Here is a 16,898-nt window from a genome sequence, read left to right as displayed (position 1 = left end):
CCGCCGGAGGCGCGAATTTTCCCCGAAAATTCGTAAAAATCTTTCTTCAAGATTTTTGCCCCCCTCACATGCGGAACACGCCGAAACGTGTCTCCTTGATCGGGGCGCACAGGGCCGCTTTCAATGACAGGGCCAGGACGTCGCGCGCTTTTCGCGGGTCGACCACGCCGTCATCCCAAAGCCGCGCCGAGGCGTAAAGCGGGTGCGACTGGCTTTCAAACTGGTCGATAACCGGTTGTTTGAACTTGGCTTCTTCGGCCTCGGACCAGCTGTCGCCTTTGCGTTCGATGCCGTCGCGCCTCACAGTTGCCAGCACGCCTGCGGCCTGCTCGCCGCCCATGACGGAGATGCGGGAATTGGGCCAGGACCACATGAAGCGCGGCCCGTAAGCCCTTCCAGACATGCCATAATTTCCGGCTCCAAAAGAGCCGCCCACCACCATGGTGATCTTGGGCACAGAGGTCGTCGCCACGGCCGTCACCATCTTGGCCCCATGCCGCGCTATGCCTTCGTTTTCATACTTCCGGCCGACCATGAAGCCCGTGATATTTTGCAGGAAAACCAGCGGGATACGACGCTGGGAACACAGTTCCACAAAATGCGCGCCCTTCTGCGCGGCCTCGGAAAACAGCACGCCGTTATTGGCGATGATGCCCACCTGCATGCCGCAGATCTCGGCAAATCCGGTGACCAAAGTCTCGCCAAACCGGGCCTTGAATTCGTCAAACCGCGAGCCGTCGACGACGCGCATGATGACCTCGCGGATGTCATATGGCGTGGTCAATGCCGCCGGCACGACGCCAAGCAGGTCGGCGGGGTCATAGACCGGTTCATCAAAGCCTTGCGGCGCATTGTATGATTTGGACGGCCCATCGCCTGCTTGCACGGACTTCATCGCTTCCCGAGCGAGAGCCAAAGCATGCGCGTCATCCTCCGCCAGGTAATCCGCCACGCCCGACAAACGGGTGTGCACGTCGCCGCCACCCAGATCTTCGGAGCTGACAACCTCGCCCGTCGCGGCCTTCACAAGAGGAGGGCCTGCAAGAAAAATGGTGCCCTGCTCTTTGACGATGATCGTCACATCCGACATGGCCGGCACATAGGCCCCGCCTGCGGTGCATGACCCCATGACCACGGCGATTTGCGCGATGCCTTTGGCCGACATGCGGGCCTGATTGTAGAATATCCGGCCGAAATGGTCGCGGTCGGGGAAGACCTCGTCCTGGTTGGGCAGGTTCGCGCCGCCACTGTCGACCAGATAGATGCAAGGCAGATGATTTTCCTCGGCGATCTCCTGCGCGCGGAGGTGCTTTTTGACGGTCATCGGGTAGTAGGTGCCGCCCTTCACGGTGGCATCGTTGCAGACCACCATCACCATTTTGCCGGAGACATAGCCGACCCCCGCGATCACCCCCGCGCAGGGGCCGGCGCCGTCATACATGCCATGCGCCGCCGTCGCGCCGACCTCCAGGAAGGGCGAGCCCGCATCCAGCAGGTTCGCCACCCGGTCGCGCGGCAACATCTTGCCGCGCGATAGATGCCGGTCGCGCGCGCGCTCCCCGCCGCCCAGCGCCGCATGTTCAGCGGCCTCGCGCACGACCTCCAATGCGGCCAGATTGGCCGCTTCATTGGTGCGGAATTCCTCGGATGAGGGGGATATAGCGGAGGTCAGTTTCATGGCTACTCTTCTTTGAACTCGCAGTATTCAGCGGTGGAACGCCCCTCAAGACAGGCGGCGAATTCGCCTGCCAGACCCGCAAACTCGCTGATTTCACAGCCCAGCCGCGCGCTCTCAGCGCCGGTTTCCTTGGTCGCGGCCACCTGGTTGCATTGTTGCACGACGTAGCTGCCCCATAGCCCCATCAGATCGATGATCTGAATACGGCCCTCCGGCGTCACGCCCTCGATGAGCTTGGCCTGCAGGTTCTGCACGGTCATCGACCAGCCTTCACGCTCATCGCTCAGGCAGGCGGCATGCGGGTCCGACCCCGGCGCCTCGTCGGCGCAGGGCTGGAACATCAGGCTTACACATTCGGGCCAGGAGGTTCCGTTCTCCATCTGCTCAAGGCAGCCCAGAACGAGCAACTTTTCCTCGGCCACGATCGGGTCCTCAGCTGCGTGCAGCTGGGTGGTGAAAATCAGGGCAGCCAGGGCCGCCGACAGGGTGGGTTTCAGCATCGTTTTTCCTTGTCCGTCAGGCCGCGTCGCGTCCTGCGACGGGCTCTTGCGTGACCCAGTCACCGGGCCCGTGTTTGACAATAAGCCCGCCCAGCGGGCCGACGTGATATTCGTAATGTCGGTCGGCATCAAATCGGGCGGGGCCGCAAATGACAACCATCCGGATGTGGCTTTGTGGACCTGGTTTGGCCTTGCAATCGGTCAGTTTTGCGCCTTTGGGGGCCGTGGCCAGATATTGGGACGCATAGGTTTCGATGATTTGGGTTTCCGTGATCTGCAGCGCGGCGCGCTGGTACTGCAACGCGGCCAACAGCGCAAACAGCGCCATCAGCGCGATGCCTGCGTAGTGGAATGCGCGCAGGCGAGCTCTCACCCCATCGCCCCCACCAATTCGCGGCCAACGAGCATGCGCCTGATTTCAGATGTGCCCGCGCCGATCTCCATCAGCTTGGCGTCGCGGAACAGGCGCGCCACAGGCGCGTCGTTCAGGAATCCCGCGCCGCCCATGGCCTGCACGGCCTGGTGGGCCTGGACCATGGCTTGCTCGGACGCATAAAGACAGCAGGCGGCGGCGTCCTGACGGGTGACGGTGCCTGCATCGCAGGCCTTGGCGACCTCGTAGACGTAAGCCCGCGCAGTGTTCATCGCGGTGTACATGTCTGCGATTTTGCCCTGCATCAGCTGGAAGGACCCGATGGGCTCGCCGAACTGCTTGCGCTCCGCCATGTACGGCATGATCGCGTCCATGCAGGCGGCCATGATGCCGGTACCGATGCCCGCAAGCACCACGCGTTCATAATCGAGGCCGGACATCAGCACGCGCACGCCGCGGCCCTCCTCGCCCAGCACATTTTCGAACGGAACCTCGACGTCATCAAAGATCAGCTCGGCCGTGTTGGACCCGCGCATGCCGAGCTTGTCGAAATGCGGCGAGGTGGAGAACCCCTTCATGTCCTTGTCGATCAGGAAGGCGGTGATGCCTTTGCTGCCCGCATCCGGGTCAGTTTTGGCATATACCACTAGCGTGGAGGCGTCTGGGCCGTTGGTGATCCAATATTTGTTGCCGGTCAGGCGGAAGTGGTCGTTGCGTTTCTCAGCCTTCAGCTTCATCGAAACGACGTCTGACCCCGCCCCTGCCTCGCTCATCGCAAGCGCCCCAACATGGGCGCCCGCGACGAGCTTGGGGAGGTACTTTTGCTTCTGCTCTTCCGTGCCGTTCAGCTTGATCTGGTTGACACAAAGATTGGAATGCGCGCCGTAGCTGAGCGATACCGAGGCGGAGGCGCGCGCAATTTCTTCGACCGCGATGACGTGGGCGAGGTAGGACATGCCCGCACCGCCATATTGCTCATCCACGGTGATGCCCAACAGGCCCAGCTCGCCCATCTCGGTCCACAGTTCGGGCGGGAAGGCGTTGGTTTTGTCGATCTCGGCGGCCATGGGAGCGACGCGATCCTGCGCCCAGCGGTGCACCATATCGCGCAGCGCATTAACATCTTCGCCCAGGTCGAACGTCATTGAGGCGGTGAACATGGCGGATCGCTCCAATTAATTGAACATGCGTTCATATAACATGCGAATCCCCCCCGAGGTCAACGACAATATGCGCCCTATTAACCTTTGGGGTGCGATTCCAGGGGAAGAGACCGTTAACCAGTTAACCAATGTTAACCTCGCCCGAAGCCCACATTCGGAAACCCCGAAGCCACTGATATCGCCAGACAATCCGGTTTGAGCCAGCAAAATAAGCGTTCCGCGCACGTCATCTGCGCGGTTCTGCCCGATGGCCGAGAGCCATCCGGTGAATTATGTCCAAATAATGGCCGTTACTTCGTTAACGCGATTCCGCGTAACCTTAACAATTTCTTAGTTTTTTCTTGCCTGTGGATAGTATCTGCCCCATTTTTGACACATTAACACCTGGGACCACGACAAAATCATGATCTACCTTGCCTTCTACAGAGGCGAGGGCCGGTTTTTAAGCGATACGCTCGTTCAACGCATCACACGCTCCGAGTTTTCGCATTGTGAATTATTTATTAGTGACCGACCGCCCCTCCCCGGAGACACATATCGTTGCATCTCCGCCGCCGGAAAACATGGCGGCGTATATACGCATGACGTCACCTTCCGAGCCGGAGCTTACGAGTTCGTTCCGGTGCCATGGGCACCGCAGGACACATTCGAACGCGCGCTGCGCCATCTTGGCAAAGGCTACGACTATTGGGGGCTCTTGATGACCCAGCTGGTCAACATGCGCCGCCACACGCCGGACCGCTGGTTCTGCTCGAAGCTATGCGCGCGGGCCATGGGGCTGGCTGATGCGCATACATATGCGCCGGGCGACCTGAAGCGCGTCGTCGAAGAACACAACCGCACATATTATGCCGCGCAAGGTGTCGTGGCGGAGCGACAGTCCAAAGCACGCCCCCGCACCGTCTTTGGCGGCACGCCGGTCTTCCCAGGATCCGGCACGTTCGCAGGTGGCATGCTAGCGGCCCGCAGCGGGGCGAAGGCTGTCATGGCCAACCTCTCTGGCGGGGCCGACTTGGACGGGGTTCGGGCCATCGGACCCGGACGCGTGGCCAGCCGGTCCCATGGATTGGCCACAGCGCAGCGCACCGCGCGCCTGTCCGAGAACAACGTGATCCAGTTGCAAGACCGGATCGCCAAGTAGCCGCTACTGCGCGGCGACGCTTTGCGACAGGGTCATTGCCTCGTCGGTGATGATCCGCGCTATTGTGCTGCAATCTTCCAAGGTAAAGGTCAGCGGCAGGCGCATGTCGATAAGGCCCGCCAGCACGCGATCCGTCTGCGGCAGGCTTTGGGCTGCGGCGTATTTCCAACTATCATAGCGGGAGGTGAAGGCCTTGGGCTCGGCTGCGCCAAACCATTTCAGCTCGACCCCGCGCGCGGCACAGCCCTGCACGAAGCTTTCGATCTGCTCTGGCCGGTAGCCGGGCAGCAGGAACTGGATGGAGGAGCCGACAAAGCGTCCCTCAGGCGCCCGCTCGATCACGTGGAGGCCGGGGCAGTTGCGTATCCCCTCCTCCACCTTGGCGTAGCGGGCGTTCCATTTGTCCACCTGGGCCTCGAGCATGGGCAGCTGCGGACGCAGGATCGCGGCACGCAGGTTGTCCATGCGGCCCGAGATATTGGGCGTGTCGTATTTCACCCGCTCGAACACCTCCACCGGCGGCGTTGCCGCGTGGCGCTCAAACAGCATGTAGCTGCCTGACAGCATGATGGCCCGAGCCATGACCTCGTCATCGTCAGAAGTCAGGAAACCACCCTCGCCAGAATTGATATGCTTGTAGGTCTGGCAGGAATAACAGCCGATTATGCCATGACGACCCGAATGCACGCCCTTCCAATCCGCGCCCATCGTGTGGGCGCAATCTTCGACCACCGCCACGTTGGCGGCGTCGCAAGTGGCCATAAGGGCCTCCATATCCACGAGATGGCCACGCATGTGGCTCAGCAGCAGCACCTTTGCGCCGGAGCTATCGATTTTGGCCGCAAGGTCGTCCAGATCGATGGTCAGATTTTCGGTGACTTCCACAAAAACCGGCTCTGCCCCGAGCGAGGCGATTGCACCCGGCACGGGGGCCAGCGTGAAGCCGTTGGACAGCACCTTGTCGCCCGCCTTGACACCGATGGCGCGCATTGCGCAGCCCATCGCGTAGCCCCCAGATGCCACGGCGAGCGCATATTTTGCACCGGTCAGCTGGGCAAATTCCTGTTCCAGCAGCGCGGTTTCGCCCAACTCGCCCTCAGCCACGTTGTAGCGGTGCAACCGCCCGTGCTGCAGCACCTCCAGGGCGGCTTTGATGCCCGCCTCGGGGATCGGTTCTTGCTGGGTGAAGGACCCGGTGAAGCGCTCTGACATGGGAGACATCCTTTTGCTGCGCGCAGTTTTGCGTGCGTCAGCGGCGGGCGTCAACGGGCGGCGATGTCGCAAACAGGCATTTTTGACAGCGCGGACGGGCCCATTCTGGAAACATGAAAGATATGGCGCCTGATCCTTCCGACTTTCTGCGAAACTTCGCCCTGGAGAAAGCTCCGCCAGAGGTGATCGCGCGTGCCAAGCTGCATCTTCTGGACCTGTGCGGCATTGCCCAGGGAGGGTCGCGCACCAAGCTGGCCGGGATTATCAACGCCCATGCGGCAGAGGATTTCGCGGGTGAGATGCCGATGCTCTGCTCGGACCTGACGGCCAGCCCGCTGGGCGTGGCGCTTGCGGGCGGCATGACCATCGACGCGCTGGACGGGCATGACGGGTCCAACCCGACCAAGGGCCATGTTGGCTGCGCGCTGCTGCCGGGGATGATGGCGCTTGCGCCAACAGATTGTTCTGGTGACGCGTTCCTGGAGGCGCTCATTCTAGGGTACGAGTATGGCACCCGCCTTGGGACGGTGCTGCACGCGACGACGCCGGATTATCACACCTCTGGCGCGTGGATGGCCGTCGCCGTGGCAGCCGTAGGCGCGCGGCTGCAGGGGCTGAACGACGTACAGACAGCGCATGCAATGGGCATCGCCGAATATCATGGGCCGCGCAGCCAGATGATGCGGGTGATCGACACGCCGACAATGCTAAAGGATGGCTCAGGCTGGGGCGCTATGGCGGGGGTGTCCGCCGTCAGGCTGGCCGCCAAGGGGTTCACCGGCGCCCCTGCGTTGACGTTGGACGGCCCCGTTTGGCAGGACCTCGGCACGCGCTGGTACATGTTGGAACAATACGTCAAACCCTACCCGACCTGCCGCTGGTCGCATGGGCCAGTTGAGGCCGCGTTGGGGTTGCAGCGCGCGCACGGGTTCAGCGCGGCGGATGTGGCCAAGATCGAGGTGGAGACGTTCCACAACGCCTGCCGTTTGGCATGCAACGACCCCAAGACCACCGAAGAGGCGCAATATTCGACCTCCTACCCTGTTGCGATCGCGTTGTCGCGCGGCGGCATCGGGCCGTTTGATCTGGATGAGGACGCATTAAACGACCCCGAAATCCGTCGGTTGTCGCTGGCCATGACCATGTCGGAACACGCAGACGCCGAGCGGGTTTATCCCGGCAAGCGTATCGCGCGGGTGCGGATATCGTTGATCTCCGGCGACGTGCATCAGAGCGAATGGCAGGAGCCAAAATGGGAAAGCACCGCGCCGCCGACGGCGGGCGAGTTGCGCGAGAAATATGATAGTATCGCGGTTCCCGTGGCCGGTATTGACCGGGCAGGACGGATTGCGGACGCGATTGAGGCTTTGCCAGATGCGGGCATCGCTCCATTGCTCGAAGGGTTGAGCGGCGCGCCTTAGCCAATCAGCTTGGCGACGGCCGCATCAAGGTGGTCGAAATGATCGATGGTCTCGTCGGGGAACAGTTCTTGCACGGAATTTCCAGCGGGGCTGAAGGTGACCAGAATGCTGGGCACCCCTGCGGCGGTCGAGGTTTTGCGGTCGGTTGCCGTGTCTCCAATGAGCACCGACTGCGAGACGTCGCCGCCCGCTTGTTCAACCGCCAGAATGTAGGGCGCGGGATCGGGCTTGCTGACCGGCAGCGTCTTGGCGCCAACGACCGCATCGAAGACGTCGTAGAAGTCGATTTCTTTCAGCAGCTTCTCGGCCAGTGTGATCGGCTTGTTGGTGCAGACAGCCACTTTGTAGCCCGCCAGCTTCAGCCGTGTGACCACCGCACGCGCGCCATCGTAGAGGGTTGTCTTGTCGGCGATCTGCTTGTCATAGGCCTCCAGCAAGATCGGGTAGCCCGCGTCGATGTCGTCATGGGTGAACGTGATGCCCAGCCGCTCGTACCCCAGCGTCATCATCGCCCGCCCGCCGCGCAAGGCGGTTCCGGCGTCCCGGGGGTGTTCCAGCACATCACCATGGCCCGCCGCGCGAAAAACGGCGTTTGCAGCGTCCAAAAGATCGCCGCTCGTGTCGGCCAAGGTGCCGTCCAAATCGAATACTACCGTGCGCATTGCCCTGCCCTTTGCCCCGCCGGCTTGTAATGCGGCGTAATGTGTTTTGAGGGCTGCGCGCTTGCGTTGCCCTGCGTGGAAGGTAGAACGGGCACAAAGACAAGGAAAGCAACAATGCAAACCGCACTCGTCATTCTGGCCGCAGGCATGGGCAGCAGAATGAAATCCTCCAAGCCTAAAGTGCTGCACGAGGTGGCCGGGCTGCCTTTGATCGGGCATGCCATGCGTTCAGGCGCTGCGCTGTCGCCTGCCCGCACCGTTGTGGTGACGGGTCATGGGGCTGAGGCTGTGGAAGCGGTGGTTGCCGGTTTGGACCCGTCTGCCGTTTGCGTCCGCCAGACCGAGCAGCTTGGCACTGGCCACGCGGTCGATCAGGCGCGGGACGCCTTGGACGGCTTTGAGGGTCAGGTCATCGTTTTATACGGCGACACGCCGTTCATTTCGCCGGAGACCTTGGCGCGCATGAGCGACAGCGATGCCGACGTCACCGTGCTTGGGTTTGAGACGGCCGATCCCGAAAAATACGGTCGGTTGGTTGTTGAAGGCGACGCGCTGATGCGGATTGTGGAGGCGAAAGATGCCTCCCCTGATGAGCTGGAGATACGTCTCTGCAATTCTGGTGTGATTTCAGCGGATTGCGCGACATTATTCAACTTGCTGTCCAACGTTGGCAACGACAATGCCAGTGGCGAATACTACCTGACGGATGTGGTCGGATTGGCGACCTCCTCTGGCATGAGCGCCAAGGTGGTGACATGCCTTGAAGAAGAAACGATGGGCATCAATTCCCGGGTGCAGCTGGCGGAAGCGGAGGCGGTGTTTCAACGCAACGCCCGCGTCACAGCAATGACCAATGGGGTGACCTTGGCAGAGCCTGCGACGGTCTATTTCAGCCATGACACCGCGATTGCCGCGGATGCGTGGGTGGGGCCGAACGTGGTCTTCGGGCCGGGCGTCACTGTCGATGCGGGCGCAGAGATACGCGCATTTTGTCATTTGGAAGGCTCCCATGTCGGCCCTGACGCGCAAATCGGTCCCTTCGCGCGGCTGCGGCCCGGCGCGGATCTCGCGGCCAAAGCGCGCATCGGCAATTTCGTGGAAATCAAGAACGCCACCATCGCCGAGGGCGCAAAGGTGAACCACCTCTCCTACGTGGGCGACGCATCCGTGGGCGAAGCCGCCAATATCGGCGCGGGCACCATCACCTGCAACTATGACGGCGTTATGAAGCATCGCACCGAGATCGGGGCGCGGAGCTTCGTGGGGTCGAACACGTTGCTGGTTGCGCCCGTGAAGATGGGTGACGAAAGCATGACCGCGTCGGGCACCGTGGTGACCAAGGACGTGCCGGACGGCGCTTTGGCCATAGGCCGCGTCGAGGCCCAAAACAAACCCGGATTTGCCCGCAAGCTGATGCAGGTATTGCGCGCCAAGAAGATGAAGAGGGACAGATAAATGTGCGGAATTGTTGGAGTTCTTGGCAAACATGAGGTCGCCCCCATTCTGGTGGAATCCCTCAAGCGGCTGGAATATCGCGGCTATGACAGCGCAGGCATCGCGACGGTCAATAACGGCGTGCTGGATCGCCGCCGCGCCGTTGGCAAACTGGTGAACCTGTCGGACTTGTTGGTCCATGAGCCGCTGGCTGGCAAGTCCGGTATTGGCCACACCCGCTGGGCCACGCATGGCGCGCCGAACACGGCGAATGCACACCCGCATCAATCCGGCCCTGTCGCCGTAGTGCACAACGGAATTATCGAAAATTTCAAAGAGTTACGCGAAGAACTTGCCGCAAATGGCTTCTCGTTTGAAACGGACACCGACACCGAAACCATTGCCCTTCTGACGCGGCACTACATGGATGGCGGCGACAGCCCGCAGGTGGCGACTGAGAAGACGATTGCCCGGCTGGAAGGCGCATTTGCGCTGTGTTTCCTGTTTCATGGCGAAGACGATTTGATGATCGCGGCGCGCAAGGGCTCCCCCCTTGCTGTGGGCCATGGCGAGGGCGAGATGTTTGTGGGCTCTGACGCGATTGCGCTTGCCCCCATGACCGACCGCGTCACCTATCTGGAGGAAGGCGACCGCGCCATTCTGACCCGCACCTCGGTGGAGATTTACGATGTCGAGGGCCGGCTGGCGAACCGCAAAGCCAAAAAGATCCGGCTCGACAATGCGCAGATTGAAAAGGGCGGCCACAAGCATTTCATGGCCAAGGAGATTGCCGAGCAGCCGGTCGTGCTGGCCGACGCGATTGCCGCCTACACGGGCGGCGCAGGCGACACGATCACCTTGCCCGGCGGCGAGTTGGACTTCACCGCCTGCGACCGCATTACCATGGTCGCCTGCGGCACCGCCTTCATCGCCTGCCAAGTCGCCAAATACTGGTTCGAGCAGCTGGCCGAGCTGCCGGTCGAGGTCGATATCGCCTCGGAATTCCGCTACCGCAAGCCGCCGATCTCGGACAAATCATTTGCGTTATTCGTGTCCCAATCCGGTGAGACCGCCGACACGCTGGCCGCGCTACGCTACGCGACTGAGCGCGCCGCGAAAATCCTGTCCGTCGTGAACGTGCCGGAAAGTTCCATCGCACGGGAAAGCGATCTGGCCCTGCCGATCATGGCAGGGACCGAGATCGGCGTGGCCTCCACCAAAGCGTTCACCTGCCAATTGACGGTGTTGGCGCTGCTGGCACTGAAAGCCGCGCATCAGCGCGGGCATCTGGACGACGCGGGCCTTGCGCAAAAGCTGGCCGACCTGCGCAACATGCCGGGCCTGATCAATCAGGCCCTGGCGTTGGAGCCGGTGATCAAATCAGTGGCCCGCAAGGTCGCCACGGCCACGGACGCCATCTATCTTGGGCGCGGGCCGATGTACCCGCTGGCGCTCGAAGGCGCATTGAAGCTGAAAGAAATCAGCTACATACACGCCGAAGGTTACGCATCAGGCGAGCTGAAGCACGGCCCCATTGCGCTGATCGACAAGAAGATGCCGGTGGTGGTCATGGCCCCGATGGACGAGCTTTTCGACAAGACCATCTCCAACATGCAGGAAGTCATGGCGCGCGGCGGCAAGGTGGTACTGATCACCGACAGCGACGGGGCCAAGACCGCATCAGACGGCGTGTGGGAAGGCATCGTCATGCCCAATTGCGACCCGTTCCTCGCACCGATCCTGTACGCCGTCCCCGCCCAATTGCTGAGCTACCACGCAGCCGTGGCCAAGGGCACGGATGTGGACCAGCCGCGCAACCTTGCCAAATCCGTCACCGTCGAATGACCCCCGCTGCTGCCATTGCGGAGCTGGAAGCGTTGGGAGACGCGGCGAAAGCCGCTGAGATGGCGGCGTATCACAAGGTGGACCGACGCTACCTTGGCGTGGCCAACCCGGCCCTGGACCAGCTTTCCAAAACCTGGCGCCCTTTGATGGATGTGGAAGAGCGCGTGGCACTGTCCGCCGCCCTTTGGGACACCAACACCCATGAAGCCCGCGTTCTGGCTGCAAAGCTGCTGACGCAGGCGCGGCTGCGCCCGTCGGATCAGTCGGCTTGGGCGCTTATCACCTCGTGGGTGCCCGATTTTGACGCCTGGGCCGTGGCGGATCACGCGTGTATGGCAGGTCAAAAGCGGCTGGTGTGGGACCCTTCGCGGGTGGATGAGATCGAGGCGTGGCACCGCTCGGACCATATGTGGACGCGCCGTGCGGCACTGGTGATCACCCTGCCCTGGACCAAACAAAACCACCCCAAACCGCAGGAGCTGGAGATACGCGACCGCGTGCTGGGTTGGGCTGCCACATATGTTGATGACCCCGAATGGTTCATCCAGAAGGCCGTGGCCTGGTGGCTGCGAGAATTGTCCAAACATGACCCAGACCGCGCCCGGGCGTTTCTGGATACGTATGGCGACAAAATGAAGCCCTTTGCCGCCAAAGAGGCAGCGCGCAAGCTAGTTTGAGTAGACTTTCAGCGTGGCCAGATCGGTCAGCCCGATATCCAGCGCGCGCATGGCAGACAGCGAGATCTGGCTGCCACCCGCCCCGCCTTCCAGTGGGATCAGCGTGACCTGTGCGACCGCGCCGCCGACACGTTCGATGCGGCCTTCCTGCTCCTCCGTGACCAAGGGCGTTTTCAGCCAGAAGCCGGGTTTGGTCGGGTCGCCCAAAGCCGCGACCGTCTCGCCCAGGAAGCCGCTAACCGGGGCGGGCACATTCGTCACCGCCTCCTTCTCTGCCTCTGTTGCGGTGTCGAGCGCGGCAGCATCCGTGCCCCCCGTCGTGCCGACCTCGATCGGGCCTGCTTCGGTGGACGGTGCCTCAATCGCGCCATCTGTTGCGTCCAACGGCACGTCTTCGACGATAATCGGCTCCGGCGTTTCGCTTTGATCAAACGGGTTTTTGAATTCGCCGCCACAGGCAGCAAGGATCAGACATAGCGATAGCGGGGCAAAAGAGCGCATTTTGGACATCATGGGCGCAGCGTATGCGGAATTCACAAACGCATCAACGCGCGAACTGCGCCTTGTGGCGCTTCTTCGCCGCAGCTAGGGTCACCGCATGACTGCGCCGCTGATCGACCCATTCCAACGTGCCATCACCTACCTGCGCCTGTCGGTGACAGACCGCTGCGATTTTCGCTGCGTCTATTGCATGTCGGAGAATATGACGTTCCTTCCCAAGAAGGAGCTGTTGTCGCTGGAGGAGCTGGACCGCCTGTGTTCCAGCTTCATCCGTCTGGGTGTTGAGAAGCTACGGATCACGGGTGGTGAGCCTTTGGTGCGGCGCGGCATCATGACATTTTTCGACAGCATGTCGCGGCATCTGGAAACCGGTGCTTTGAAAGAGCTGACGCTGACCACAAACGGCTCGCAGCTGGAACGTTTCGCCGATGATCTTTATGCGGCTGGCGTGCGGCGGGTGAACATCTCGCTCGATACGCTGAACGAAGATAAATTCGCCGAGATCACCCGCTGGGGCCGCCTGCCGCAGGTGTTGCGTGGCGTCGACGCGGCTTTGAAGGCCGGGTTGAAGGTCAAGATCAACGTGGTCGCGTTGAAGGATTTCAACGAGGACGAGCTGTTTGATCTGGCCGCATGGTGCGCTGATCTGGGGATGGATTTGACCTTTATCGAGGTCATGCCGATGGGCGATATCGGCAACGAGAACCGCATCGGTCAATATTGGTCACTACAAGACCTGCGCGCCAAGCTGGCCGAAGAGTTTACACTGACCGACCTGTCCGATCGCACCGGCGGGCCGGCGCGTTATATGCGGCTGGAAGAGACCGGGCAGCGGATCGGGTTGATCACGCCGTTAACCCATAACTTCTGCGAAAGCTGCAACCGGGTGCGAGTGACCTGCACAGGTGAGATTTACACTTGTCTTGGGCAGGAAGGGAAATCCGACCTGCGCGCGCCTTTGCGCAGCTCAGAGGCGGACGCACCATTGGAAGAGGCCATTCGCGCGGCCATTGGGCTGAAACCCAAGGGCCACGACTTTGACTATTCCCGCCAGGAGCTTGGCGGGCAGATGACCCGCCATATGAGCCATACGGGCGGGTAATTACGCTTAGTTGCGGAAGGTCCCATCACCGTAATCTAGGCTAATGTCATTGATCTTGGTCGATGACTTCACGCCGGTTGAGACGCAATTCGCATTCGCCTTTTTGAGCGCACGAGCTGACTTGGCTTTTGCAAAGAAACTAAAGTCTTTGACCACGGTCTTGCCGTTAATCTTCAAGGTCCCGCCGCGTAGACTGTTTTTGATGGAAGAACTCAGCTGAATGTTTGTCACGACGCCGACGCCGCAAAGCTCAATTACGCCGCGATCGCCCTTTAGGGCAACGAGCGCATCGTACCCACCAGCAGTTGCGTTGTTCCACCGCAGGTTTGCCGACTGAAAATCCTCATCGACCGTCACCGAGCGCGACACTTTTGTCTGGCTTAGGGCCGGTGACGAAAAAAACGCGGCAATCAGCGCGGCCACAATAACATAACCAAATCTCATCTTAACCTCTTGAAATAAAAATAACTTTCAATCTCATAGGTACCAATAAGGTAGCGAAGGTCAACGCCGAAACGGGCGTTTTTAGGAACTTTGTCAGCCCTCTTGCCCGCACCACAGCGATGCCGGGCAAGAGAGGGCTGACTGACTAGCTTGCCAGCCGCTCCTCCACAATCCCCGCCCACCAAGAACAGCCCGCAGGAATGGTCTCGTCGTTGAAATTGTATTCGGGGTGGTGCACCGGCGCAGTGTCGCCGTTGCCGACCAGAATGTAGGCGCCGGGGCGTTCTTCGAGCATGAAGGCGAAATCCTCGCCGCCCATCACCAATGGTGCATCCTCGCAATTGCCCGAAACCTTAGAGGCGACAGAGGCAGCGAATTCTGTTTGTTCCTCGTGGTTGACCATGACCGGATAGCCCATCATGTAGTTCACATCCATCGTCCCGCCGAAGGTCTGGACGACGCCTTCGGCGATTTCCGGCAAGCGTTTTGCTGCGAGGTCGCGCATCTCGGTGGACATGGTGCGCACGGTGCCTTTGACCGTGACGGTTTCGGGGATGACGTTGAAAGCTTTGCTCTCGGTTTCAAAGGATGTGACGGAAACCACCATCTGCTGAACCGGGTCGGAGTTGCGCGACACAAGCGTCTGCAAAGCGATCACCAAATGCGAAGCCATGACGGTTGTGTCGATGGTTTCCTGCGGTTTGGCGGCATGGCCGCCCTTGCCTACCACCTTGATTTCAAACGTATCTGTGGCCGCAAAGAACGCACCGGGGCGGATGGCAAAACTGCCCACCGGTTTGCCGGGCCAGTTGTGCATGCCGTAGACTTCGTCGATTTTGAAACGGTCCATCATGCCGTCTTCGCACATCTCGCGGCCGCCGCCGCCGCCTTCTTCGGCGGGTTGGAAAATCACCACCACGGTGCCGTCGAAATTGCGGGTCTCGGACAAATACTTCGCGGCCCCCAACAGCATCGCGGTGTGGCCGTCATGGCCGCAGGCATGCATCGCGCCGGGGGTCTTGGAGGCGTAATCCAGACCCGTCGCTTCGAAGATCGGCAAAGCATCCATGTCGGCGCGCAAGCCAATGGTTTTGCCTGACTTATTGGACTTGCCCTTGATGACGCCGACGACCCCTGTGCGGCCAATGCCGGTGGCAATCTCGTCGCAGCCGAACTCTTTCAGCTTCTCGGCCACCAGCGCGGAGGTGCGGTGCGTCTCGAACAGAATTTCCGGATTTTCGTGGATGTCACGGCGCCATTCGGTGATCTCTGACAGCATTTCGGAAAAGCGGTTTTTGACGGGCATTTGGCGGTCCTTTCAGGGACAAAATCGGTGTCTGGTTTTCGTAGAGAAAGCGTATAGACCGCGTCCATACGTTCTTCTTTAAGATGGGTTAATCGACCAGATGGTCAACCAGTTTTGAGATAAACTCTTCACCCTGCCGGAATTGATCGGCTGAGATAAACTCATTTGGCTGATGCGCCTGCGCGATGTCGCCCGGGCCGCAGATGATGGCCGAGTAGTCTTTTTCCTGAAACTGCCCGGCCTCGGTGCCGTAGCTGACGACATGGGTGCCGTTGTCGCCAGTCAGCTGGCGCACCAGGCTTTCGGCTGCGCCCTCTTCTTCCGGCTGCAAGGGTGGGACTTGAAAGCGTTGTTCGATTTCGATGCGGGTTTGCGGCACAACGGCCTGCATCTGTGCTTCGACCTCGGCCACTTTGGCAAACAAGCGGTCCCGATAGTCGGCGATGTCGTCGCCGGGGACGAGGCGGAAATCGATGCCGAACTCGCAATCCTTGGCGGTGATGTTATGCGCCGTGCCGCCGGAGATCATTCCGGTGTGGGCGGTGGTGAAAGGCGGTTCAAACTGCGCGGCGACATCGGAGGGGGTTCTGGCGCGAATTTCGTCATTCAGGTCATTGGCCCAGCTGATCAACCGCGCCCCTTCCATGATCGCGTTAACCCCGGTGTGCATCAGCGAGGAATGCACCTCGAACCCGTGCATATGGATCCACCACCCGTAGCCGCCCTTATGGCCGGAGACGGTTTTCATCATCGACGGCTCGCCAATGATCGCGGCGGAAGCCGCAGGCATATGTTTGCGCATCTCGGCAATCATGAAGGGCGCGCCGATGCAGCCGACCTCTTCGTCATAGGACAGGGCGATCTGGATCGGGCGTTTGACACCACGTTCCAGGGCCAGCGGCACAGCGGATAACGCAAGCGCGTCGAAGCCCTTCATGTCGCAGGTGCCGCGGCCATACAGCTTGTCACCCTTCTGGGTGACCACGAATGGATCGGTGTCCCAGGCCTGCCCCTCAACCGGGACAACATCGGTGTGGCCGGACAGAATCACCCCGCCCTCAACCTCGGGTCCGACATTGGCATAGAGATTGGCCTTGGTGCGGTCGTCATTGTAGACGCGCGTCGCTTTGACCCCATGCCCAGCTAGATATTCCTCAACCCAGTCGATCAAATCGAGGTTGCTGACATTGCTGACAGTCGGAAACGAGACCAGCTTGTCCATGAGTGCGCGTGCGTCCACGTGGTACCTCCCCGGGCGAAATAATGTTATACCGGACCGTGAGCCGCAGCACCAAAAAGGTCAAGCAGCCGCCGAAACGCGTAAGAAATAGACACATGCCCGGACCTGACGCAAGGTACGGGAAAAAGGCGTTGCCGAAACATTTTACCGTGTTAACGTCGGGGCTTACGAACGGCACCTGGCGCGCGATAACGACGCT

Annotated in this window: 16 protein-coding genes; 6 read left to right on the top strand and 10 right to left on the bottom strand. The window is 60.8% G+C overall.

Features of this window, described 5'->3' with window-relative positions; translation table 11 throughout:
- Positions 1–64: 64 nt before the first annotated feature.
- From Q0899_RS00760 to Q0899_RS00745, 4 genes are read right to left on the bottom strand one after another with little or no spacing between them, the layout of a single operon-like run.
- Positions 65–1,678, bottom strand: a complete 1,614-nt coding sequence (locus Q0899_RS00760; protein ID WP_299190763.1) for a carboxyl transferase domain-containing protein — start codon at positions 1,676–1,678, stop codon at positions 65–67.
- Between the two features lie 2 nt (positions 1,679–1,680).
- Positions 1,681–2,178 (bottom strand): hypothetical protein, encoded by a 498-nt coding sequence (locus tag Q0899_RS00755; RefSeq protein WP_299190761.1) that lies wholly within the window; start codon positions 2,176–2,178, stop codon positions 1,681–1,683.
- Between the two features lie 16 nt (positions 2,179–2,194).
- Positions 2,195–2,551 carry a hypothetical protein gene (locus tag Q0899_RS00750; protein WP_298292693.1) on the bottom strand — a complete coding sequence of 119 codons (357 nt, stop codon included), beginning with the start codon at positions 2,549–2,551 and terminating at the stop codon, positions 2,195–2,197.
- A complete protein-coding gene (locus Q0899_RS00745) occupies positions 2,548–3,711 on the bottom strand; it encodes an isovaleryl-CoA dehydrogenase (protein ID WP_299190758.1) in 1,164 nt (387 codons plus the stop codon). Before Q0899_RS00745 ends, Q0899_RS00750 begins: the two co-directional genes overlap by 4 nt.
- A 625-nt stretch (positions 3,712–4,336) precedes the next feature.
- Here Q0899_RS00745 and Q0899_RS00740 point away from each other — a divergent pair.
- Positions 4,337–4,855, top strand: coding sequence for a hypothetical protein (locus Q0899_RS00740; RefSeq protein ID WP_299190756.1), 519 nt, complete (start codon positions 4,337–4,339; stop codon positions 4,853–4,855).
- Positions 4,856–4,858: 3 nt separating this feature from the next.
- Here Q0899_RS00740 and Q0899_RS00735 read toward each other — a convergent pair whose 3' ends face one another.
- Entirely contained in the window at positions 4,859–6,067 is a 1,209-nt protein-coding gene (locus Q0899_RS00735; RefSeq protein ID WP_299190754.1) for an aminotransferase class I/II-fold pyridoxal phosphate-dependent enzyme, read from the bottom strand.
- Positions 6,068–6,180: 113 nt separating this feature from the next.
- On the opposite strand from Q0899_RS00735, the gene Q0899_RS00730 reads away from it, so the two are divergent.
- Positions 6,181–7,488: an MmgE/PrpD family protein gene (locus Q0899_RS00730; protein ID WP_298359102.1), complete on the top strand. Its 1,308-nt coding sequence runs from the start codon at positions 6,181–6,183 to the stop codon at positions 7,486–7,488.
- Here the strand turns inward: Q0899_RS00730 and Q0899_RS00725 are convergent.
- Complete coding sequence (locus Q0899_RS00725; protein ID WP_298359105.1) at positions 7,485–8,150, bottom strand: HAD-IA family hydrolase; 666 nt, start codon at positions 8,148–8,150, stop codon at positions 7,485–7,487. The genes Q0899_RS00730 and Q0899_RS00725 overlap by 4 nt on opposite strands.
- Before the next feature lie 114 nt (positions 8,151–8,264).
- Here Q0899_RS00725 and glmU point away from each other — a divergent pair, with 114 nt between their 5' ends.
- From glmU to Q0899_RS00710, 3 genes are read left to right on the top strand one after another with little or no spacing between them, the layout of a single operon-like run.
- Complete coding sequence (glmU, locus tag Q0899_RS00720; protein ID WP_299190751.1) at positions 8,265–9,605, top strand: bifunctional UDP-N-acetylglucosamine diphosphorylase/glucosamine-1-phosphate N-acetyltransferase GlmU; 1,341 nt, start codon at positions 8,265–8,267, stop codon at positions 9,603–9,605.
- Complete coding sequence (gene glmS, locus Q0899_RS00715; RefSeq protein ID WP_299190749.1) at positions 9,606–11,429, top strand: glutamine--fructose-6-phosphate transaminase (isomerizing); 1,824 nt, start codon at positions 9,606–9,608, stop codon at positions 11,427–11,429.
- The gene (locus Q0899_RS00710; protein ID WP_299190747.1) at positions 11,426–12,106 is read left to right on the top strand and encodes a DNA alkylation repair protein; all 681 of its coding nucleotides are present in this window, start codon (positions 11,426–11,428) and stop codon (positions 12,104–12,106) included. The genes glmS and Q0899_RS00710 overlap by 4 nt, the downstream gene beginning before the upstream one ends.
- Here Q0899_RS00710 and Q0899_RS00705 read toward each other — a convergent pair.
- On the bottom strand, positions 12,098–12,607 hold the full coding sequence (locus tag Q0899_RS00705; protein ID WP_299190745.1) for a hypothetical protein: 510 nt from the start codon (positions 12,605–12,607) through the stop codon (positions 12,098–12,100). The two genes, Q0899_RS00710 and Q0899_RS00705, sit on opposite strands and share 9 nt — an antisense overlap.
- Before the next feature lie 97 nt (positions 12,608–12,704).
- Between Q0899_RS00705 and moaA the strand changes: the two genes are divergently transcribed.
- On the top strand, positions 12,705–13,709 hold the full coding sequence (gene moaA / locus Q0899_RS00700; RefSeq protein WP_299190743.1) for a GTP 3',8-cyclase MoaA: 1,005 nt from the start codon (positions 12,705–12,707) through the stop codon (positions 13,707–13,709).
- Positions 13,710–13,715: 6 nt separating this feature from the next.
- On the opposite strand, the gene Q0899_RS00695 is transcribed toward moaA, so the two are convergent.
- From Q0899_RS00695 to argE, 3 genes are all read right to left on the bottom strand, one after another.
- Positions 13,716–14,132 (bottom strand): hypothetical protein, encoded by a 417-nt coding sequence (locus Q0899_RS00695; RefSeq protein WP_299190742.1) that lies wholly within the window; start codon positions 14,130–14,132, stop codon positions 13,716–13,718.
- A 166-nt stretch (positions 14,133–14,298) separates the two neighbouring features.
- Positions 14,299–15,459 (bottom strand): M20 aminoacylase family protein, encoded by a 1,161-nt coding sequence (locus Q0899_RS00690; protein WP_299190740.1) that lies wholly within the window; start codon positions 15,457–15,459, stop codon positions 14,299–14,301.
- Between the two features lie 88 nt (positions 15,460–15,547).
- On the bottom strand, positions 15,548–16,699 hold the full coding sequence (gene argE, locus Q0899_RS00685) for an acetylornithine deacetylase (protein WP_299190738.1): 1,152 nt from the start codon (positions 16,697–16,699) through the stop codon (positions 15,548–15,550).
- Between the last annotated feature and the right edge of the window lie 199 nt (positions 16,700–16,898).

This window comes from uncultured Litoreibacter sp. (genome assembly GCF_947501785.1).
Taxonomy (GTDB): Bacteria; Pseudomonadota; Alphaproteobacteria; order Rhodobacterales; family Rhodobacteraceae; genus Litoreibacter.
This window is presented reverse-complemented; position numbering and strand designations above follow the sequence as displayed.